15 protein-coding genes and 4 pseudogenes are annotated in these 21078 nt (G+C 63.0%); 10 read left to right on the top strand and 9 right to left on the bottom strand.

All coding sequences use genetic code 11. The features are described 5' to 3' along the window. Nucleotides 1–924: 924 nt before the first annotated feature. Nucleotides 925–1209, bottom strand: a pseudogene (locus PCS43_RS19985) (IS30 family transposase); the annotation flags it as partial. An 83-nt stretch (nt 1210–1292) separates the two neighbouring features. Here PCS43_RS19985 and PCS43_RS19980 point away from each other — a divergent pair. Further along, complete coding sequence (locus tag PCS43_RS19980; protein ID WP_064074847.1) at nt 1293–2642, top strand: IS30 family transposase; 1350 nt, start codon at nt 1293–1295, stop codon at nt 2640–2642. Nucleotides 2643–2678: 36 nt separating this feature from the next. Here PCS43_RS19980 and PCS43_RS19975 read toward each other — a convergent pair whose 3' ends face one another. After that, nucleotides 2679–3653 (bottom strand): LysR family transcriptional regulator, encoded by a 975-nt coding sequence (locus tag PCS43_RS19975; RefSeq protein ID WP_042926698.1) that lies wholly within the window; start codon nt 3651–3653, stop codon nt 2679–2681. Nucleotides 3654–3850: 197 nt separating this feature from the next. Between PCS43_RS19975 and PCS43_RS19970 the strand changes: the two genes are divergently transcribed. The 3 genes from PCS43_RS19970 (at nt 3851) to PCS43_RS19960 (ending at nt 6714) form a co-directional block, all read left to right on the top strand. Beyond that, nucleotides 3851–4255 (top strand): hypothetical protein, encoded by a 405-nt coding sequence (locus tag PCS43_RS19970; RefSeq protein ID WP_003941837.1) that lies wholly within the window; start codon nt 3851–3853, stop codon nt 4253–4255. 57 nt (nt 4256–4312) lie between these two features. Then, nucleotides 4313–5179: an alpha/beta fold hydrolase gene (locus PCS43_RS19965; RefSeq protein WP_058228533.1), complete on the top strand. Its 867-nt coding sequence runs from the start codon at nt 4313–4315 to the stop codon at nt 5177–5179. 86 nt (nt 5180–5265) lie between these two features. Then, the gene (locus PCS43_RS19960; protein WP_064074848.1) at nt 5266–6714 is read left to right on the top strand and encodes an aldehyde dehydrogenase family protein; all 1449 of its coding nucleotides are present in this window, start codon (nt 5266–5268) and stop codon (nt 6712–6714) included. 104 nt (nt 6715–6818) lie between these two features. On the opposite strand, the gene PCS43_RS19955 is transcribed toward PCS43_RS19960, so the two are convergent. Together PCS43_RS19955 and PCS43_RS19950 are read right to left on the bottom strand one after the other, a co-directional pair. Beyond that, nucleotides 6819–8144: an ISL3-like element ISPfr2 family transposase gene (locus PCS43_RS19955; RefSeq protein WP_064074849.1), complete on the bottom strand. Its 1326-nt coding sequence runs from the start codon at nt 8142–8144 to the stop codon at nt 6819–6821. A 632-nt stretch (nt 8145–8776) separates the two neighbouring features. Then, nucleotides 8777–9088: a putative quinol monooxygenase gene (locus PCS43_RS19950; protein ID WP_003941073.1), complete on the bottom strand. Its 312-nt coding sequence runs from the start codon at nt 9086–9088 to the stop codon at nt 8777–8779. Between the two features lie 108 nt (nt 9089–9196). On the opposite strand from PCS43_RS19950, the gene PCS43_RS19945 reads away from it, so the two are divergent. Continuing rightward, entirely contained in the window at nt 9197–10138 is a 942-nt protein-coding gene (locus tag PCS43_RS19945; protein ID WP_058228536.1) for a GlxA family transcriptional regulator, read from the top strand. Between the two features lie 387 nt (nt 10139–10525). Then, a pseudogene (locus tag PCS43_RS19940) lies at nt 10526–10924 on the top strand (transposase); the annotation flags it as partial. Nucleotides 10925–10996: 72 nt separating this feature from the next. Here PCS43_RS19940 and PCS43_RS19935 read toward each other — a convergent pair. The 3 genes and pseudogenes from PCS43_RS19935 to PCS43_RS19925 all read right to left on the bottom strand — a co-directional run. After that, nucleotides 10997–11140: pseudogene (locus PCS43_RS19935) on the bottom strand (SRPBCC family protein); the annotation flags it as partial. Between the two features lie 184 nt (nt 11141–11324). Next, on the bottom strand, nt 11325–12299 hold the full coding sequence (locus tag PCS43_RS19930) for a helix-turn-helix domain-containing protein (RefSeq protein ID WP_003943380.1): 975 nt from the start codon (nt 12297–12299) through the stop codon (nt 11325–11327). Nucleotides 12300–12508: 209 nt separating this feature from the next. Further along, complete coding sequence (locus PCS43_RS19925) at nt 12509–13702, bottom strand: alcohol dehydrogenase catalytic domain-containing protein (protein ID WP_003943355.1); 1194 nt, start codon at nt 13700–13702, stop codon at nt 12509–12511. A gap of 202 nt (nt 13703–13904) precedes the next feature. On the opposite strand from PCS43_RS19925, the gene PCS43_RS19920 reads away from it, so the two are divergent. From PCS43_RS19920 to PCS43_RS19905, 4 genes and pseudogenes are all read left to right on the top strand, one after another. After that, nucleotides 13905–16586, top strand: coding sequence for an excinuclease ABC subunit UvrA (locus PCS43_RS19920; protein ID WP_064074880.1), 2682 nt, complete (start codon nt 13905–13907; stop codon nt 16584–16586). Between the two features lie 51 nt (nt 16587–16637). Further along, the gene (locus PCS43_RS19915) at nt 16638–17633 is read left to right on the top strand and encodes a Na+/H+ antiporter NhaA (protein WP_231915178.1); all 996 of its coding nucleotides are present in this window, start codon (nt 16638–16640) and stop codon (nt 17631–17633) included. A gap of 39 nt (nt 17634–17672) precedes the next feature. After that, on the top strand, nt 17673–18371 hold the full coding sequence (locus tag PCS43_RS19910; RefSeq protein ID WP_082893242.1) for an IS6 family transposase: 699 nt from the start codon (nt 17673–17675) through the stop codon (nt 18369–18371). A gap of 84 nt (nt 18372–18455) precedes the next feature. Continuing rightward, nucleotides 18456–18581: pseudogene (locus PCS43_RS19905) on the top strand (VOC family protein); the annotation flags it as partial. Between the two features lie 77 nt (nt 18582–18658). Here the strand turns inward: PCS43_RS19905 and PCS43_RS19900 are convergent. Together PCS43_RS19900 and PCS43_RS19895 are read right to left on the bottom strand one after the other, a co-directional pair. Then, nucleotides 18659–19807, bottom strand: coding sequence for an acyl-CoA dehydrogenase family protein (locus PCS43_RS19900; protein ID WP_064074852.1), 1149 nt, complete (start codon nt 19805–19807; stop codon nt 18659–18661). Nucleotides 19808–19810: 3 nt separating this feature from the next. Further along, nucleotides 19811–20962 carry an acetyl-CoA C-acetyltransferase gene (locus tag PCS43_RS19895; protein ID WP_064074853.1) on the bottom strand — a complete coding sequence of 384 codons (1152 nt, stop codon included), beginning with the start codon at nt 20960–20962 and terminating at the stop codon, nt 19811–19813. Nucleotides 20963–21078: the final 116 nt, after the last annotated feature.

Below are 21078 nucleotides of genomic sequence, written 5' to 3'. Positions count from 1 at the left end.
CGATCGTCGGTGGTGGCGACGATGTCGTGTTTGGATTGTTGATCCGTTTGGTGGGCCCGTCGGCTCCGGTGTGTGCGGATGCGTTGTGGGAGTGCGTGAGCGGGTTTCTTCGTGACCTGCGGCAGGTGGAGTTGTTCAGCGAACCGATCCAGTGGAGGGGGCCTGCGCGGGGGCGTTATTCGCGGTATACACAGCCTCCGGTGCGTCCGAACATCCGGCTGTAGATGACTCGACGTGAACTTCTACGAGTGTTGTTGCGGGCGCGGTCCTTTGTCCCGCGCGCACAAAAAGGAACGCTGCTCCAGTTGGAAGGGAACTCGTGGATGCAGCGTGCCGGTGGACCTGGGTTCGGGGTCGCAGGGCTGCCCCTCGTCATGCCGGGAGCGATCAGGGCGGCTGTTAAGTGGGGCCTGTGTCGGCTGCGTTCAGCTCTCGGGTAGACCAAACACTACGGACTGTTTTACGGTGTAGTTGCAGGGCTCAGTAGTGGAGCCCGGTGCGGCATGTGGGTCCCCGCGCTGTGTGTGCTCACACGGGACGTCTCACCTGGTGGAGTCCCGCCCGGCCATCGGCTCGTGGGGGCTCTACTTCAAAATGTACGCCGGGTTGAAGTGTCCGCAGGTTACGCAGACACCGGCCGGCGACGCATACTCCGCGCGTGTGGCCCTCCGGGTAATTAGCGGGTGGGTGGGAAGCCGTAGGTGATCCGCATGCGTGTCAGTGCTGCGATGTCGGACTCGGTCAGGTGTGCGCGGTGGACCATTGGGTGGCGAGGTCGTAGTGGCGTCGGCGCTGGGCTCGTTCGTCCTCGGTGAGATCTGCTGTGTGGGCTTCGTTCGACGGGTTGGGTCGGTGGTGAATCGCGCGAGGTATGCAGCCAGTGCGGCGGCGTTGCGTCGGTATCGGCTCGTCATGCGGGCGTATTCAACTGGTCGAAGCAACACGTTGCTGTTGAATTGATCGTAGGTGTTCGTCCCAGGCTTCAGCGGGGGTTCGCCATTGGAGTCGTTTCCGTGGTCGCGTGTTGAGAGCGTGTGCGACTGCCGCGAGATCGTCTGGGCTCCATCGCAAGAGATCAGTTCCCTTCGGAAAGTATTGGCGCAGTAGTCCATTCGCGTTCTCGTTGGTACCTCGTTGCCATGGGCTGTGTGGGTCGGCGAAGTAGACCTTCAGCCCGGTGTCGATGGTGAACTGGGCGTGTGCGGACATTCGGTGGACGCAACATTCGAGGTCAGGAGGGTGTTGTGGGTCGTCCATCGGATTGGGTGCGGGAAGTAACGGGCAGGGCTCCGATGAGGTCACCGGGAGCGCCGGGCCATCCTCGGTCGAAGGAACGGCAGTTTTGGGACCAGATCGCCACAGGCAAGCTTCCTCGTGAGGCAGCTGACGCTGTCGGCGTGGGACAGCCTGTGGGCCAGCGGTGGTTCCGGCACGCTGGCGGGATGACGCCGTATTCGTGGCCCGCGCCGGCAGGCAGGTACCTCTCTTTGGCAGAGCGTGAGGAAATCGCGATCCTGCACGCCACAGGCCATGGGGTGCGCGCGATAGCGGGTGCCATCGGGAGGAGCCCGTCGACGATCTCGCGGGAGCTGCGGCGTAACGCTGCCACGCGTGGCGGCAAGCTCGAGTACCGCGCCAGCGTTGCGCACTGGAAAGCCGAGTTGTTTGCTCGTCGCCCGAAGACCGCCAAGCTCGCGGCCAACGATCGGTTACGGCACTACGTCGAGGACCGACTCTCAGGCCAGATCACCAAGCCGGGCGGCGATGCGGTCGCCGGACCGTTCGAACGGCAATGGAAGGGCTTGAACAAGCCGCATCGTCAGGACCGCCGATGGGTGAAAGCGTGGAGCCCTGAGCAGATTTCGCACCGGCTACCGATCGATTTCCCGGATGATGAGTCCATGCGGATCAGCCACGAAGCCATCTACCAGTCCCTATTCATCGAGGGTCGCGGTGCGCTGCGCCGCGAACTCATCTTGTGCCTGCGCACCGGCCGCGCTCTTCGGATGCCACGCGCGAGAGCGAAACGCGTTGCCTGGGCCCATGTGACACCGGACGTACTCATCAGCGAGCGTCCCGAAGAAGCCGACGACCGTGCGATCCCCGGGCACCACGAAGGTGATCTCATCATCGGCACGGACAGGTCCGCGATCGGCACCGTCGTCGAGCGCACAACCGGATACACCACCCTCGTGCACCTGCCTCGGGAACAAGGGTGGCGACAGCAACCGATCACCAAGAACGGGCCGGCACTGTCGGGATACGGAGCGGTGTCGATGAACAGAGCGTTGGCACAGGCACTGGCGTCGATGCCCACCGAACTCAAACGCTCGCTGACCTGGGACCGAGGAAAGGAAATGTCCGCACACGCCCAGTTCACCATCGACACCGGGCTGAAGGTCTACTTCGCCGACCCACACAGCCCATGGCAACGAGGTACCAACGAGAACGCGAATGGACTACTGCGCCAATACTTTCCGAAGGGAACTGATCTCTCGCGATGGAGCCCAGACGATCTCGCGGCAGTCGCACACGCTCTCAACACGCGACCACGGAAACGACTCCAATGGCGAACCCCCGCTGAAGCCTGGGACGAACACCTACGATCAATTCAACAGCAACGTGTTGCTTCGACCAGTTGAATACGCCAGCCTGATCCTCAAGTGCGCGGCGAGACGTTACGAAGTGAGCTTGGCCGGAAAACGGTCGAGCAAGGAGGTCACACCTTCGACCGCGGGCATCCATGAATTCGGCACAGGGCGGGCTGTAGCAACGCTGCGAGCAGCCTCTACGAAGTCGCGAGTCAATAGAGAATCGACGTCTGATCGCCAACCGATAGATAACGGCGTTGGTGGTATGCCGGTGACAGGAACGAACGCTAGTCCTGGCCGAGAATAGAACCGCTGCGTCGATGCTTGCGAGAACGCGACGCCCTTCTTCGACAAGATCGCTTCGAAACACTCGTCGACCGTTGAAACCTCGGCTCCGAGCCGAACGTCATGCCCATCGCGAGAGCTCAGTGCGAGCCAGAAGTCACGCCACTCGTCGGTACTGCGACGAGCAACGAATGGCTGACCTGTGAGATCCTCGACACTGATCGAATCATGTTGCGCAAGAGGGGAGTCCGAGCTAACGACCAGCACTCGCGGTTCGATGAAAAGGGTGTCGAGCGCGAGCCAGTCCGCAACGACGACGGGCGGCCTGATGAACGCTACGTCCACCGTGCCGTCGCCTAGTCCGACGTAGGGGTCGGAGAAGTCGAACGATTGCATTTCCACCTCGACATCCGGGTGCATCGAGCGAAATGCCGACAGGATGTCCGGGGTCAGCTCAGCGGCAGCATTCGCCTGGAATCCGATCACGAGATTGCTGCGCGCACTGCGGCCGACTTGCCGGGTGAGCGACGCAATGCGCTCGGCATCCGAGAGTAGCTGACGGCTTCCTTCCAAGAGCCTCACCCCTGCCGGCGTCAGGGCCACATGACGGCTGTCACGAATGAACAGCGCTGTCCCCAGAGAGTGCTCAAGCTTTCGAATCTGAACACTCAGAGATGGTTGGGCGATATGGAGCCGTGCAGCCGCACGGCCGAAGTGCAGTTCCTCCGCCACCGCCACGAAGTACGACAGCGGCCTCAACTCCAGGGGTAAGCGCACATCGCCGATGCTATTCGGCCAGGTAGATGCACACCAATAGTTGTTTCCTATCGATCGGAAGGGTCATTGGTATTGGACGTACCCGTCGATTGTCGGTGTGATGGGTGTCATGTTCGCGACGGTGAAGCACTAGCAATCACCCTTCGATCATCCCCGTTCCAGAAATAATCCGGCACACAAGTCGACGAAGGAAAACAATGACTGCCACCATCACTCAGACCCCCCAGCAGTGGGCCGATGCGTTCGAGCAGGCCTCGGATCAGGATCCCGAAATCCAGGCGCACGGCAAGTACTTCACTTGTTCGTACCTCTTGGACATGGGCACACATACCTTCGTCGTCGAGATGACGACCGGCAAAGTACACGCCATCACGGTCGATCCCGGCCCCCTCGACCGCCCGTACCAGTTCGCCATCCGGGCCAGTGCCAAGACCTGGCAGGGGTTCGGCGTGCCCGTACCCGCGCCGATGTACCACGGGATCTGGGCTGCCTCATTCCAACGGGACATGAAGCTCGAAGGCGACGTGCTGGTTCTCATGCAGAACTTGCGGTGCGTGACACGCCAGATCGAACTGCTCCGCACTGTCGGTGTGCCGGTCTGATTCACCAGCGCCACCCAAACCAGTTCAAAATCTCCCCCCAACGAAGGAACCCTCGAGATGAGCAAGATTTCCCCGGTGACGGGACACTACGTCGACGTCGACGTCGACGGCCTGCTGTACAAGGTCTTCTACCTGGAGAACGGCACCGGTCAGCCCTTGGTGTGCCAGCACACCGCCGGGGCTCACAACCATCAGTGGCGCGGGCTGCTGGAAGACGAAGAGATCACCGCGAATTATCGCGTCATCGCCTACGACCTACCTCGACATGGAAAGTCCGATCCGCCGGAGAACACCGAGTGGTGGACCGAGGAATACAAACTCTCGGCTGACCACTACGCCAATTTCATCGTTGCACTCGTTGATGCGCTCGAACTCGAGAATCCGATCTTCATGGGATCCTCGTTCGGCGGCAACATCGCCCTGCAGCTTGCGCTGCGCAATCCGGATCGCTTCGCCGGCGTCATCCCTGTCGAAGGTGCCGACTACTCGCCTGGCTTCTACCTCGACTGGTGGCAGCACCCGCACGCGAACGCAGCGCAGGTGTGCGCCAGCGGCACGTGGGATCTCATGGCTCCCCAGTCACCGGAGGCAGATCGCTGGAAGACCTGGTTCTATTACACCCAGGGATCCGAAGCGTTCAAGGGCGACCTGCACTTCTACTCGGTCGATCACGATCTGCGCGACAAGCTCGCTCAGATCGACGGCGATCGCTGCCCCGTCGTGATGTTGACCGGCGACTACGACTACCTGACCACGCCGGAAGACAGCGCCCGAACGGCCGCGCAAATCAAGAACGCGCAGTTCATCGAGATGAAAGACATCGGTCACTTCCCGATGAGCGAGAACCACGCAGTCTTCCGCACCTACCTCATCCAAGCGCTCGAGATTCTCCAGAAGAACGCAGCCACCGCTGCATCCGTCTGACCTGTCCAGTACATCAACGCGCTCGCCGGCCACCGCAACAAGGGGGTCGGCGAGCAGTTGTTTGTACACTTCGAAGAGGAATACCGATGAGCATTAAACACTTTCCATTCCTGATCGCCGGCGAGGCGACGACGACCGATAGCCGTATCGAGATCCGCAATCCATTCGACGGTCGGATTGTCGCAACTGTGTCCGAGGCGGATCCGGTGCACATCGAGTCCGCGATCGCAGCTGCCTCGGCGGTGGCCACCGAATTCGCGAGTACACCCGTGCATATCCGCGCAGACGCTCTTATACACATATCAACGCGTCTGAACGACCGCCACGAGGAGATTGCCCAGCTCATCTCAGCCGAATCCGGCAAGCCAATCAAGTGGGCGCGTGTCGAGGTTACCCGCGCCGCTACCACCTTCCGGTGGGCAGCCGAGGAGGCCAGGCGCTGGAGTGGACACATGCAACGACTCGATACCGATGCAGGCTCGGACGGTCGTTTGGCTCTGGTTCACCGGGTCCCGCGCGGCCCCATCCTCGGGATCGCCCCGTTCAACTTTCCGCTCAACTTGGTCGCCCACAAAGTTGCGCCGGCGCTCGCCGTCGGTGCGCCGATCATCGTCAAGCCTGCGCCAGCGACACCGCTGTCGAGTCTGGTGCTCGGTGAGCTGCTGGCGGAAACGTCACTGCCAGAAGGCGCGTGGTCCGTGTTGACCGTCTCGAACGAAAAGGCTTCGGAGATGGTCCAGGATCCGCGTCTGCCGGTGGTCTCATTCACCGGTTCGGTTCCTGTGGGGTGGGCCATCCGCGATCGGGTGCCGCGAAAACACGTCACGCTCGAATTGGGAGGAAACGCCGCCGTCGTGGTGTGTGAAGACTGGTCCGATGAAGCCGGACAGGACTTCGCGGCCGAACGAATTGCGCGGTTCTCGATGTACCAAGCTGGTCAGTCCTGCATCGCGGTGCAGCGAGTATTCTTGCACGACAAGCACTACGAGAGCATGCGGCAACGGATACTGTCCTGGATCGGCATGTTGTCCACCGGTGCACCCGACGACGACGCTACCGATGTCGGTCCACTGATCGACGAGCGTGCTGCCGTGCGTGTGGAGCAGTGGATCGACGAGGCGGTGGCAGGCGGTGCGACCGTTCTCACCGGTGGCGGACGAGTGGGGGCCGTTGTCGAGCCCACCGTGATCGAGGACGCGCCCCGCGGCGCGCGGGTACTCGACGACGAAGTCTTCGGACCTGTCGTGGCGCTCTGCAAGGTCTCCTCGGACGAGGATGCGTTCGAGAAGGTCAATGAGTCTCGGTTCGGTTTGCAGGCAGGGGTTTTCACCTCAAACCTGCAGACCGCTTTTCGCGCCTCACGTGTTCTGAACGTCGGTGGAGTCATCGTCGGTGATGTCCCGAGCTACCGCGCCGATCAGATGCCGTACGGGGGCGTGAAGGACTCTGGGACAGGCAAAGAGGGAGTCCTTTCGGCAATGGAAGATCTCACTGAGGAGAAGGTGCTCGTTCTGACCGGCATCGACGTTCTGTAGAGCGGTGGTTGCCGTTGATCCACGCACGTGGTTCGTTCGTCCACGACATCAGCCGACGGCGTCTTCGCATGAACGCCTCAGATCATTTCTGCCGGTTTGGAGGCTCATCCCAATCGGGGGTGTAGGAGTTGGGGTCTGAAGCCGCCGGTCTCGAGCAGGCTTCGGGCGATGTAGTTGGTCAGGTTGCGGAACCCGAGTGCGGAGCCGCGCAGGTGTTCGAGCCGTCCGTTGAGCGCCTCGGTCGGCCCGTTGCTGGTGCCGGGTCGTTCGAAGTAGGCGAGCACGTCAGCGGCTCGCTTCTTCAGGGTCCGGCCCAGGGTGGTGAGCTCGGTGAGCACCTTGGGGACGCCGGCGCTGAGGTCGGTGATCAGCTTCTCCATGAGCTCGCGGCCACGTTGCCGGTCCTCGTGGCGATAGGCGGCGATCATGCGCTGGTAGACACCCCAGGTCGCCTCGACCTCGACGTGAGCGTCATCAACGAACAGCGCGCGTAGCCTGTCGCTCTGCTTGTCGGTGAGCAGGTCCGCGCCGGTGTGCAGCGTGCGCCGCGACTTGTAGAGCGGGTCGTCCCTGAACCCACGGTGCCCGTGGATCGCGAGTTGGACCCGGCGCCGGCACCTGTCGAGGGCGTCACCGGCCAGGCGCACGACGTGGAAGGGATCCATCACCGTGACCGCGTCCGGGATCTCCTCTGCAGCGGCGGTCTTGAACCCGGTGAAGCCGTCCATCGCGACCACCTCGACCGCGTCACGGAAGGCGTCGTCGCGGTCGGCGAGCCAGGTCTTGAACGCCGCCTTCGACCGGCCCTCGACCATGTCCAGCAGCCTTGCTGGGCCGGCGCCATCGCGGACCGGGGTGAGGTCGATGATCACGGTGACGTACTTGTCGCCACGCCTGGTGTGGCGCCAGACGTGCTCATCGACGCCAATGACCTTCACGCCCTCAAACCGCGTGGGGTCGTTGATCAGCAGCCGCTTGCCTTCAGCCAGGACCGCGTTGTTGGCGGTGTCCCACGCGACCCCGAGTCCCTCGGCGACACGGGCGACGGTGAGGTGTGCGACCACGATCCCTTCCAGCGCCCACCGCAGCCCGGTGCGCGAGAGCTTCGCGCGTGGCTCCGCCGCGGCGCTGGTGTCTTGGCGCCACACGTGTCCGCAGTCGGCACAGCGGTAGCGGCGCACTACAACTTCCAGCACGGTCGGTCGCCAGCCCAGCGGCTCGTGGGCCAACCGCCGGATCACGGTGTCACGAGCAGCGCCTTCGCTGCCGCACCGTCGGCACCACTGATCTGGTTCCACCACGCGGCACGCGAGGACCGCACGATCCGGTTCAAGTCGTTGTCCGGTCACGCTCAGACCGAGGCCGTCGAGTCGAGCGAAGGCGGTCAGGTCAGGGCGGCCGAAGCCGGCCAGCGGGGTAGCGTCGGACACGTCGAGGTCTTTCGGATGGATGGCGTAGGAACCTCCGTCGTCGGGAGACCTCGACGTCTATCTGCGGACCGACGCGCCCGGCCGACCTACACCGTCATCTGAGAAGACCCCTGAAACGTCTTCGACGACGACGGGACCGGCGAGGAGGAGGGCGCGGTGAGCTAAAGGAATGGAGCTTGCTCGGCTTCGACGCCGCCGCAAGCTCCGGTGAAACGGTCGGTACTGGTCGGTCGTCGTCGGTCACCACCGGATGACGGCGTCCCCCACGCTCGGCGTTTGCGCAGTTCAGCGGCTCGTTCGCCCAGTGGGCGCATCAAGCGATAGACGCAAAGCCGACGTGATTAGGTCGTCGGTTCGATTCCGACAGGCGGCTCCGGCGAACAGCCCCTGACCTGCGGAAACGCAGGGCAGGGGCTGTTCGGTTCTGGTGGTCGCGCGATGCGCTGGCCTCACGGCTCTGCCCGACACCGACGTCGCTCTCCTCTGCGACGGACCCCTCGCCGGCTGAGCGCTCGCGGCCGGCATCCTGTCCGTGTGCCGATAGGCCTCGTACCGCTCGGCAACGCAGCGTGGCGTTGCGTCGCGACCTGGCGACGGCTCGGCGGGGCGCGATCGTCTCGTGCGTTGGCGGACTACGGGAGCTTGGACGCGAGGACGTCGGCCGCCAGGATCTCGGGTGCTGCGCCGAGGAGGTGCTGGTTGGCCATCAGGGCTGCGACGATGGCGCCGTTGGCGTGGGCGTCGCGAGCGGCCTCGTCGGGGAATGCATCGAAGATCCAGAAGGTGTCGGCGTGGGTCCTGACCGCGAACCAGACAATCGTTCCTACTTCTTCGTTGGCGAGCGCGACAGCGCCGGCGAGCAGATCGGCGAGCGCGTCGTGCTGTCCATCGGCCGCGACGATCTTGGCGACGAAGGCATACGGAAGTGATGCGGGTGTGGACATGAGGGGTTCTCCTAGGTGTCGAGGTTTCTTGGTGAAGCGAGTTCAGCGTATGACGAGCAAGGGCATGTGAGAAGTGGCGTATACGGCAGTATTGCTATTGTTCGCGCCATGCGTATCGGACTGATCGCGATCGACGGCTGCTTCGGTTCGGCTGTCGCGTCGGTCATCGACATCGTGCGGGTGGCCGACGGAGCCCGCGGTGATGTCGACCCGCGGATCGACCCGATCGAACTCGCCATCCTCGGACCGAAACGGAGAGTGACCACGACGGCATCGATGACCCTGTCGGTGGACCACCCGCTGTCGGAGTCCGCAGAGTTCGACGTGGTCGTCGTCCCTGCGCTTGGAACCCTCACGGCCGTCGCTACCAACGACGCCCTCCAGAGCCGAGATGCTCGTTCGGTCATCGCCTCGCTCGGGCGCCTCGACGACGCGACCACCCGGATCGCCGCGGCGTGCACCGGCGTGTTCGCTGTCGCCGAGACCGGACGGCTGCATCATCGGCGGGCGACGACCAGCTGGTTCCTGGGGCCGGAGTTCCTGAAGCGCTATCCGACCGTCGCCCTCGATCTCGACACCATGGTCGTGGTCGACGGGAACCTCGTCACCGCCGGCGCCGCGTTCGCCCACATCGACCTCGCGCTCTCACTCGTGCGATCGATCAGCCCCGACCTGGCCCAACATGTCGCCAAGCTCCTCATCATCGACGAGCGTCCGTCGCAGGCGGCCTTCGTCGCCTACGAACATCTCCGGCACGAGGACCCGATCGTCGTCGAGTTCGAACGCTTCGTGCGCGCCCGCCTGGACGAACCGTTCAACGTCGCCTTCGTCGCGCAGTCGCTCGGCACCAGCCGGCGCACCCTCGAACGACGAGTCCGTGCGGCGCTCAACCTCACTCCGCTCGGCTTCGTCCAACGGCTTCGCATCGAACGAGCTCGGCACCTCTCAGCAACCACGGACCTCACCTCCGCCGAGATCGCGCTACGGGTCGGCTACGCGAACGCCGAGACTCTGCGCTCCCTCCTGCGTAGGGAGCGACGCCGTTCCTGACCTATCGCCATGCCTGTAGCCGGTGTCCTAGTGCTCGACTGGAACCACCTCTCAGCACGTCGCGTCGACGCTCCTGCGTCGCCCCTGGACGACCCACTCGACACGCCCGCAGCACAGGCCATGTGACGTGTCCCGGCTTCCCGGACGGTCGGGGTTGGGTGCTGTGATGTCGCTGCGTTCTCGTAGAGGGGGTCAGCAGACTCGATCAGGGTCGATTGGGATGAGACGCGAAGGCGGTCAGGTCAGGGCGGCCGAAGCCGGCCGGCGGGGTAGCGTCGGTCACGTCGAGGTCTTTCGGATGGATGGCGTAGGAACCTCCATCGTCGGGAGACCTCGACGTCTACCTGCGGACCGACGCGCCCGGCCGACCTACACCCTCATCTGGGAAGAGCCCTCAAACCCGTCTACACGGCTCCGTCGGAGCAGGCCGCGCTCGACCGATTCGCAGAGTTCAGTGACAAATGGGAGAAACGCTATCCCGCGATCATCAGGCTCTGGACTAACGCCTGGGCTGAGTTCGTGCCGTTCCTACAATTCGACAACGCCATCCGGCAGGTCATTTACACGACCAACGCCGTCGAGAGTGTCAACGCTCGAATCCGCAGGGCTGTCAAGGCCCGTGGACACTTTCCGACCGAGGCCGCGGCCTTGAAATGCGTGTATCTGGCCATCATGAGCCTCGATCCCAAAGGCACCGCCCGCCAACGCTGGTCCAACCGATGGAAGGCAGCACTGAATGCCTTCGAGATAACGTTCGACGGACGGCTGTCTGCCGGACGAAAGTAGTTAGAAACCAATCAATTACACCGTTTTCTGGACAGACCCGCGAGAAGTGCGACAGCCCACCAGGACTGCGAGGCCTGCGTCCGATTTCCACGCGATGCGTTCGTCCGGGTGCTGTTCGGTGATGGTGGCGTCGAATTCTCGTGTTTGTCCGGCTATTTCGAGGATCCACTGTGTGTGCACATCGTCGGTTTGTCGAATTTCCCGTACTCCGGACATGAAGTGCAGGTCGGGACGGTCCGTGTTCAGATGATGAGGTTCGAAGCGTTTCGTTTTCAGACTCGCAATTGGGGTCAGGTTTCTGGCCACATGTCGTATGCGGGCCATGATTCGCCCGAGCCGGTCGTTGTTGACCCGTCCGGCGGCCTCGTTGAGCTGTAGAGCGGATATGTGCAGTGCGTTGTCAATCGAGGCGTTCTCGGTGTTCGTTGGGTGTCATGCCGGTGGTGTCGCGGAACGCTCGGTAGAAGGTGCGGGGGTCGGAGAATCCTGTTTGTCGAGCGATGAGGGAGACGGGCCGGGAAGGGTATTTTCGTAGTAGGTGCTGGGCGGACTGGATGCGCGCTGCGCGGAGATATCCCATGACTGTGTGGTCGGTTCCCTGGAACAGGCGGTAGAGGCTGCGGCGGGAGAGTCGCATCGCGGTGGCGATGCGTTCGGCGTCGAGGTCGGGGTCTGCAAGGTGGGCATGGATGTAGGCCAGAACCTGATCTCGTCGTAGGAAGGCGGGTATTTCGGCGGCAGAGCGAACCGGTGTGACGAGACTCAGTAGTGATGTGGCCAGTGAGGAGGCGTGAGTCTCGAGCTGTGCGGCGCCGTGGGGATCGCTGTCTTGGTGTTGGGCCAGTTGGGTGAAAAAGGCTGCGACGGCGGACATCGCTCCTGCACAGCTCATGGTCGTGGCCAGGATGTCTGTGGTCCGGTCGATGCCGGCGAGCGCGAAGGCTCGATCGGCGGGCACCTTGACGATGACCTGTTCGTAGGGTGCATCGGCGCGGAAAGCGAAGGGCAGGGAACTGTCGTAGATGACCATTGATCCTGGCGGGACTACTGCAGTGTGTCCGGCCTGTTCGATGACGCAACTTCCGCGCGTCTGGAATGTGGCGAACAGATACTCGTCCTGTTCCCGCCCTTGGGCGATTCGGCTGCGATTGCGGTGTGTCTGCTCGGCGGTGGCTCGTTTCGTGGACAGAGTGAAGTTCGTGTATCGGCCGAGACGGACATCGCCGTAGAAGTCGGGGTCGGCGGGGTCGGTGCTGACGTCGACGTAGGCATGGCGCCGGGCCTCTCGCCAGTAGTCGATGACACCGTCGTCCGGCGCCCGCGAGGTCGACAACGTTTCGAAGTGTGGCAATGAGGGCTCGTCTGCATCAGCCATGGCCGGATCACCTGCCTTACGGATACCACTGAGTTTACTGAGCCGCGCGGGAAAGTCCTGCGGGTCGGGAGAGAGCGAGCCGGCCCTGTGTCCGCCAGTCGGGGGGCGATCACAGGGCCGGAAATCTACGCGTGCTGCAAAACGCTCAGGCCGTGAGCATTCCGTGCTGTATTATGCTCAGACCGTGAGCTTTCCGTGCTGGATCGTGCTCAGGCTGGAATCATTCCGTGTGGGTCGATGATGAACTTGCTCGATGACCCCTGATCGAAGGTCTCGTAGGCGGCGGGTGCTTCGTCGAGGCCGATGACCTTGGTGTTGAGCATTGCGCTCAGATACGGCATGCGGTCCCACAGGATCGACATCATCAACTCGCGGTTGTAATGCATGATCGGTGCCTGCCCCGCGGACAGGCGCGGTGACTTGATCCAGGCCTTGCCGAATTCGAGCGGGAAGATGCCTTCCTGTTCGGCCTTTGTCGGTGCCAGAGGGTCGGGGCCGTAGACGCCGATGACGCCGGTGGCGCCGCCGGCACGGGTGGCTTCGAGGACGTCGTTGATGGCACCTGCCGGCTGAGGCTGATTGGACTCCGAGCCGATGCCGTGTGCTTCGGAGCCGACATAGTCGACGCCACAATCGACTTCGCGCTCACCGAGGATGGCCTCGATCTGGTCGGGCAAGGGGATGTCCTGGCTCAGGTCGATGGTCTCGCAGCCGTTGTTCTTGACCAGGTCGAGTCGGTCCTGATAGTAGTCGCCGACGATGATGCAGGATGCGCCGAGAAGGCGTGCTGCTGCTGCGCCGCAGCGTCCGACCGGCCCGGCGCCGGCGATGTACACCGTTGAACCTGGTTTGGCCCCTGCCTCGATGAGTCCGTGAAAGGCGGTGGGAAGGATGTCCGAGAGCAGGGCAAGATCGAGGATCTTGTCCATGGCCTGGTCCTTGTCCGGGAAACGGAGGAGTTGGAAGTCCGCGTACGGGACGAACAGGTATTCGGCTTGTCCGCCCACCCAGTCGCCGAGATTGAAACCGTATGCGCCGCAGGAGACTGCAGGATTGACGGTTTCACAGACATCTGTGCGGCGAGCTTTACAGTTGCGGCATCGTCCACAGGCGACGTTGAAGGGGACCGAGACGAGATCGCCTTCTTTGAGGAACTCCACGTCGGAGCCGACCTCGATGATCTCTCCGGTCATCTCGTGGCCCATGACCATACCCTGGGGGACGGGGAAGGACCCTCGGTAAATGTGCAGGTCGCTGCCGCAAATGTTGGTAGCGACGATTTTCAGGATGACGCCGTGGGGCGCTTTTCGTCCGTTCGGCATCTCCAGCTTGGGGAAGTCGAGTTTCTCGACCTTCATGGTGCCGGGGCTCTCGAACACCACTGCGCGGTTGCTGTCTGCCATGCTGTCGCTCCTAACCTGGGGGATCCCTGCACGCTGCGATTCGGGACCCGGTTGTGGTGGCGTGGCCACCGGGGGACCTTTCGAACGTATGCGCACGTGGCGATACGTGTCAGTGACCTTGCGTGTCAACTGAGTGACGATGTGTGCCAGGAGTGCTGTGGGGTCTGCCGCAAGGCTCCCTTCCTTCGTTATGGTCACCGGCATGACAAACCGTTCCGAACATCTCGCCGAGGCCGATGATCGCTGGAGGCAGGGTGTCGTGGTGCGGGGAGCTCGGCAGAACAATCTCGCCGACGTCGATCTCGATGTTCCTCGAGACCGTCTGGTGGTGTTCACCGGTGTGTCCGGCTCGGGGAAATCCTCGCTGGCGTTCGGGACACTGTTCGCGGAATCGCAGCGGCGCTATCTGGAGTCGGTGGCACCGTATGCCCGTCGGCTGATCGACCAGGTCGGTGTACCCGATGTCGACGTCGTCGAGGGACTGCCACCGGCGGTTGCACTGCAGCAGCACCGAGGCATCGGTAATGCTCGATCGAATGTCGCCAGCGTGACGACATTGGGCAGTCTCGTGCGGATGCTCTATTCCCGTGCCGGGTCTTACCCAGATGACCAACCGATGCTCTACGCGGAGGACTTCTCGCCGAACACCGTGCAGGGCGCATGTCCGACCTGCCATGGCATCGGGCGCGTCTACGAGGTCGATGTCGACAAGATGGTCCCCGATCCCACACTCAGCATCCGGGAGCGCGCGATCGCTTCGTGGCCGCCGGGCTGGCCGGGTGGCAACCTTCGCGACATCCTGGTGTCACTGGGATACGACGTCGACTCTCCGTGGAAGAAGCTGCCGAAGAAACATCGCGACTGGATCCTGTTCACCGAGGACCGCCCCACCGTTCCTGTGTACTCGGGATTTACCCCGGCACAGACTCGGCGAGCGATCAAAGCCGGAACCGAACCCAGTTACGAGGGCAATTTCGTCGGCGCCCGGCGGTTCGTGCTCGATACCTTCGCGAACACCAAGAGCTCGATCGTCAAGAAGCGGGTCTCTGAGTTCGTCACCAGCGAGGTATGCCCGATGTGCCAGGGCAAGCGGGTCAAGGCGGAGGCGCTCTCGGTCACCTTCGAGGGCCTGGATATCGCCGAGTTCGCGTCCTTGCCCCTGGCACGACTGGCAGAGATCGCGCGCACTGTTGTGTCCAGCGACTGGCTACCCGAGGCGGCAGGAGAAGCTCTCGACGAAACCCGACGAGCCGAGGCCACGCGACGACGTGTCGCATCGGGAGGATCGGCGCACACCGCCGCTCCCGACGTGCGACGCACCCCGAACGTGTCAGCGGAAAAACAGGTGGCGGCGCGGCGCCTGCTCGACGACCTCCTCGAAAGAATCCAACCCATCATCGACCTCGGGCTGGGATATCTGTCACTGGACCGGACGACGCCCACACTCTCCGGCGGAGAGCTGCAACGACTGCGCCTGGCGACGCAGCTGTCCTCGAAGCTGTTCGGCGTCGCCTACATCCTCGACGAACCTTCGGCGGGACTGCACCCCGGCGACTTGACGGCGCTGCTGAGAATTCTGCACGGACTTCGTGAGCGAGGAAACAGCGTCCTCGTCGTCGAGCACTCCCTACCCGTCATCCGAGAAGCGGACTGGCTGGTCGATATCGGTCCCGGTGCCGGCGAGAACGGTGGACGCGTGCTCTACAGCGGAACACCCGCCGGGCTGGCCGACGTACCGGACTCGGTCACCGCACGCTATCTCTTCGACACGTCGGAGCAGGTGCGCCGCCAGCGGCGTACCCCCCGCGGGTGGCTTCGCGTCGAAGGCGTCGAGCGCAACAGTCTCCGCGACCTCACCGTGTCTTTCCCTCTCGGGGTCTTGACCGCGGTCACCGGAGTCTCCGGTTCGGGGAAATCGAGCCTCGTCAGCCAGGCTCTACCAGCGTTGATCAACGCTGAACTGGGCCGGCCCGCCGCGCCCGATGCCAACGTCGAACCGCGCGACGACACCGATCTGCTGCTCACCGGAGATCAGGGCGCGGTCCGCGGCCGCATCGAGGGCACCCTGGGAGGGCTCCGTCGGGTGGTCGCCATCGATCAGCGCCCTATCGGGCGCACACCCCGATCCAATGTTGCAACCTACACCGGCATGTTCGACCACATCCGCAAGCTGTTCGCCGCAACACCTGCCGCCAAGAAACGGAACTACAAACCGGGGCGGTTCTCCTTCAATGTCGCCGGTGGCCGCTGTCCGACCTGCGAAGGCGAAGGCTTCGTGATGATCGAGCTGCTTTTCCTGCCCAGCGTCTACAGCCCGTGCCCGGACTGCAACGGCACTCGTTACACGCAGAGCACACTCGAAATCACCTGGCGGGACCGCAACATCGCCGACGTTCTCGCGATGAGCATCGACGAAGCCCACGCCTTCTTCACCAGTGAGAACGACGTTCTTCGCTCGCTCACCGTCCTACGCGAGGTCGGGTTGGGTTACCTGCGACTCGGACAACCCGCCACCGAGCTGTCCGGCGGCGAAGCTCAGCGTGTCAAGCTGGCATCCGAACTCCAGCGTGCTCAACGCGGCGACACGCTCTACATCCTCGACGAGCCCACTGCTGGGCTCCACCCGTCCGACAGCGACAGACTGCTCGCTCACGCGCAGGGGCTCGTCGACGCCGACAACACCGTCGTCATGGTCGAACTCGACATGCGCGTCGTCGCCCAGGCCGACCACGTCATCGACCTCGGACCGGGAGCGGGCGCCGACGGCGGACGTATCGTCGCCACCGGTTCCCCCGAGCAGGTAGCTGCCACTGCCGACAGTGCGACTGCCCCCTATCTACGAGCGGCGCTGGAAAACACAGGCGCCGGCACCACACAACACTGACCTGACCGCGCACCACCGCCTGGACTGAACGGCGATAAGGATCAACTAGCGATGGCACGACAGGCACCGAAACCCCAAGGCCTGCGTAATCAACTCTCCAACTCTCTCCGGCGTGAGTCCGGCTCCGCGGTGCTGCTGCTGCTGCTGGTGGTAACCGTGACCGCCCTGCTGTGGGCAAATTCGCCGGCTTCGGGCGCGTACTTCGACCTCTGGCATCAAGGCGCCGGATTCGAACTCGGCCCGGTGGCGTTGCACATGAGCCTTCACCATTGGATCAACGACGGGTTGATGGTCGTCTTCTTCTTTCTGATCGGGCTCGAGGTACGCCAAGAGTTCGCCCACGGGTCATTACGTGATCGAACCCGCACCCGTATCGCCGTGATCGCCGGAGTCGCGGGGGTGTGTCTACCCGCCGTCATCTACGCCGTGATCGTCGGCAGCGGAGACAGCCTGCAGGGTTGGGGGGTGGTCGTCGGCACCGATACCGCCTTCATGCTCGGGGCCTTGGCGCTCCTCGGGCCCGCACGATCAGGCCAACTGCGAGTGTTTCTCCTTACCGTCACGGTGGTCGACGACTTCCTCGCGGTGTCCATCATCGGATTCGTATACAGCGAAAACATTCGCCTGATTCCACTGCTCGTTTCCCTGGCATGCCTGACAGCATTGTGGCTACTCGGGCGGGCGCGACAGTGGCGAGCCGCGCCATACATTCTCGTGATGATCGTGCTGTGGTTCAGCACGATCGAGTCGGGTGTTCATCCCTCGCTTGCCGGAATGGTCGCCGGCCTTCTGATTCCCGCGTACCCGACACAGCGGCACAAGGTGGAGGCGGCTCGAGAACTGTTTCGTGACTTCTGGCAGTCTCCGAGCGCCGCGTCAGGTCGTGCAGTGTCACGTGGACTGGCCAAAGGCACAGCCGTCAACGAGCGGATACACGAATACCTCCGGGTACCCACCGCGCTGATCGTGGTACCGATCTTCGCTCTCGCCAACGCCGGCGTCGACCTGCGTGGCGGACTGCTCGTCGAGGCACTGTCACGTTGTTGAAGTCGGCGAACTTGGAGAATGGGTGGAGTGAGCACCCCGATGCCGTCGTACAAAGGCCCCCGCTACCCGGTCGAAATAATCAACCATTGCGTGTGGTTGTACTTCCGGTTCCCGCTCAGCTTCCGTGAAGTCGAGGAACTCATGCTCGAACGCGGTGTCCCGGTCTCCTACGAGACGATCCGCCGGTGGTGCGCCAAGTTCGGGCAGGCATACGCCAACCAGCTGCGCCGACGCCGGGCACAGCCCGGCGACAAGTGGCACCTCGACGAGGTCTTCATCCGCATCAACGGCACCCTGCATTACCTGTGGCGGGCGGTCGACCAGGACGGCAACGTGCTCGACGTGCTGGTCCAGCCACGCCGAAACGCTTTGGCAGCCAAGAAGTTCTTCCGCCGACTGCTCAAAGGACTGGGATATGTGCCGCGGGTCCTGGTCACCGACAAACTGGCCAGCTACACCGTCGCGCACCGCGAGCTGCTGGCCTCGGTCGACCATCGCCGCTCGAAGTTTCTGAACAACCGGGCCGAGAACTCGCACCAACCGACCCGGCAGCGCGAGCGGGCGATGAAACGGTTCACATCACCCGGGCACGCGCAACGCTTCCTCTCCGCTTTCTCGGGTATTTCGCCGCATTTCCGGCCCCGCCGGCACCGACTGCCCGCGGCCGAGTGGCGCACCGAGATGGCCGACCGATTCGCGGTCTGGCAGGAGATCACCGCGACCGATGTTGCCGCCTGAACGGCGAACAATCCGAAAGAACTCCAGGGTAGAAGCTCCAAAACTGACTGCGCGCTGCATCTTTCAATCAACGTGACAGTGCCCGACGAAGCGCGCAAACTCGGCTTCGAGATCGTGCACCCGATAACTACCGAACCGTGGGGCGTTCGACGGTTCTTCGTTCGAGCACCGGACGGCAACGTCATCAACATCGTGAGCCATCGGGACTGATGCTGACGGAAAAAATATTGCCGTGCAGCCTGGATTGACTGCACGGCAACAGTATTACGACGTACCCTGATTGGTTGTCATCGAACTATGTCGCGTCCGATGATCTCCTTCATTATCTCGGTGGTTCCGCCGTAGATGGTCTGGATTCTGGTGTCGACGTACGCCTTGCCCACGGCGTATTCCGTCATGTATCCGTACCCGCCGTGGAGTTGCAGGCATCGGTCGATCACACGCTTCTGCAGTTCGCTGATGTACCACTTGCCCTTTGCCGCGTCGACAGGAGTCAGTTTACCGGCGTTGTACGCGAGCACGCTTTGGTCGACGTATGACGTGGCGATATCAATTTCGGTCGCCATCTCGGCAAGTTCGAAACGTGTGTTCTGAAAATCGGCGATAGCCTGCCCGAACGCTCGACGTTCCTTGCAGTAGTTCACGGTGATGTCGAAGATCGCGCGTGTAGTCGCCATTGCCTTCGCTGTGACGCCGAGACGCTCGCGGGGGAGGTGGCTCATCAAGTACTGCAGCCCTCGGCCTTCTTCGCCGAGAAGGTGCGTCGCCGGAACTCGCGCGTTCTCGAAGAACAGTTCAGCAGTATCTTGTGAAGGTAGCCCGATCTTGTCGAGCTGCCGTCCGCGCACAAATCCGGGAGTGTCGCGTTCGACGACAAACAGACTGAAGCCGCGTGAACCCGCATTCGGATCAGTACGTGCAGCGACTACGACGATGTCGGCCATGATTCCGCTCGAGATGAACGTCTTCTGCCCGTTGATGATCCAGTCGTCACCATCGCGAACGGCGCTCGTTCGAATTCCCTGTAGATCACTTCCCGTGCCGGGTTCGGTCATGGCAAGCGCGCCGATCGTCTCACCCGCCGCGAAGCCTGGCAACCAACGCTGCTTCTGCTCGTCGTTGGTGAGGTCGAGCAGATAGTGCAACACCAGATCGTCCTGCAGGCTGATGGTCAGACCGAAGGACAACGCGTTGATCTTCGCGACCTCTTCGCAGACGATCATCCGGTAGCGGTAGTCGCTCTCGTTCGATCCGCCGTACTCCTCGGGGATCTGCAATCCGTACACCCCGGCACTTGCAGCGCGGGTGAAGACCGTCTGGTCGATCCAGCGTTCTGTGTCCCACCTGTCCTTGTGTGGTTCTACTTCTCGCACAAGGAATTCGCGAACAGTCTCACGGTAGAGCTCGTGATCCTTTTCGTAGAGTACGCGTTCCATGGCTCAGAGCCTTTCGATGATGGTGACGTTTGCTTGTCCGCCGCCCTCACACATGGTCTGCAGGCCGTACCGTCCGCCGGTTCGCTCGAGTTCGTGTAGCAGCGACGTCATCAGACGTGAACCCGTGCAGCCGATGGGATGGCCGAGTGCGATGGCACCGCCGTTGATGTTCACCTTGGCCGGATCGGCGCCGATGTCTGCGAGCCAGGCCAACACAACAGGCGCGAAGGCTTCGTTGATCTCCACGGCGTCGATGTCGTCGATCGAGAGTCCGGCCTTCTTCAGCGCGTGCTGGGTGGCGGGAATCGGGGCTGCGAGCATCATCACGGGATCCGCACCGCGGACGGAGATGTGATGAATGCGCGCGCGGGGAGTGAAGCCGTAGCGCTCGACCGCGGCCTCGGAGGCGACAAGAAGTGCGGCGGATCCGTCCGAGATCTGGCTGGCGACAGCGGCAGTCAGTTTTCCACCCTCGGTGAGGGTCTTCAGACCGGACATCTTCTCGAGGCTGGTGTCGGCTCGCGGGCCCTCGTCGGTGGAGATGCCCTCGAACTCGGTGATCTCACGCTCGAATCGGCCTTCGGCGATGGCCTTCAGGGCCCGCTGATGGCTTTCGTACGCGAACTTCTCGTTGTCCTCCCGGCTCAGGTTCCACTGGTCCGCGATCATTTCGGCCCCGCGGAACTGCGAGATCTCCTCGTTGCCGTACCGCGCTGCCCAACCCTTCGAACCCGTCCACGGATCGGTGGACCCGAAGGGCTCGCCGGCGCCGAACGCGCTGAGGATGGGAAACTGGCTCATCTTCTGGACGCCACCGGCGACGATGAGGTCTGCCGTGCCGCTCATGACGCCCTGGGCGGCGAAATGTACGGCCTGCTGCGCCGAACCGCACTGACGGTCGATCGTGACACCGGGAACGTTCTCCGGAAGTCCGGCCGCGAGTGCCGCGGTGCGGGCGATGTCGCCGGCCTGGGATCCGATGTTGTCAAGGCAACCGAGGATGACGTCATCGATGTCGGCGGGATCGAAATCGTGACGACCGACAACCGTCTTGATGACGTGCGCGGCCATGTCTGCCGGGTGAGACTGCGCGAATCCGCCGCCGCGCTTGCCGACCGCAGTACGGACGGCGTCGACGATATAGGCCTCGGCCATGTGAGTTCCTCCTGATGGAAGTCATTGTGATTGAGTGGATTTGGATATCCGGAACCGTCGGGACCGCAGTGGTCCAGTCCGGTCTCCGGGCGAGCGCCCGGTCGGTCCGATCGAAA

It is taken from the genome of Rhodococcus sp. C-2 (assembly GCF_027854095.1).
Classification (GTDB): Bacteria; Actinomycetota; Actinomycetes; order Mycobacteriales; family Mycobacteriaceae; genus Rhodococcus_F; species Rhodococcus_F qingshengii.
The sequence above is the reverse complement of the archived record's forward strand: the minus strand, read 5'-3'. Positions and strand labels throughout refer to the sequence as shown.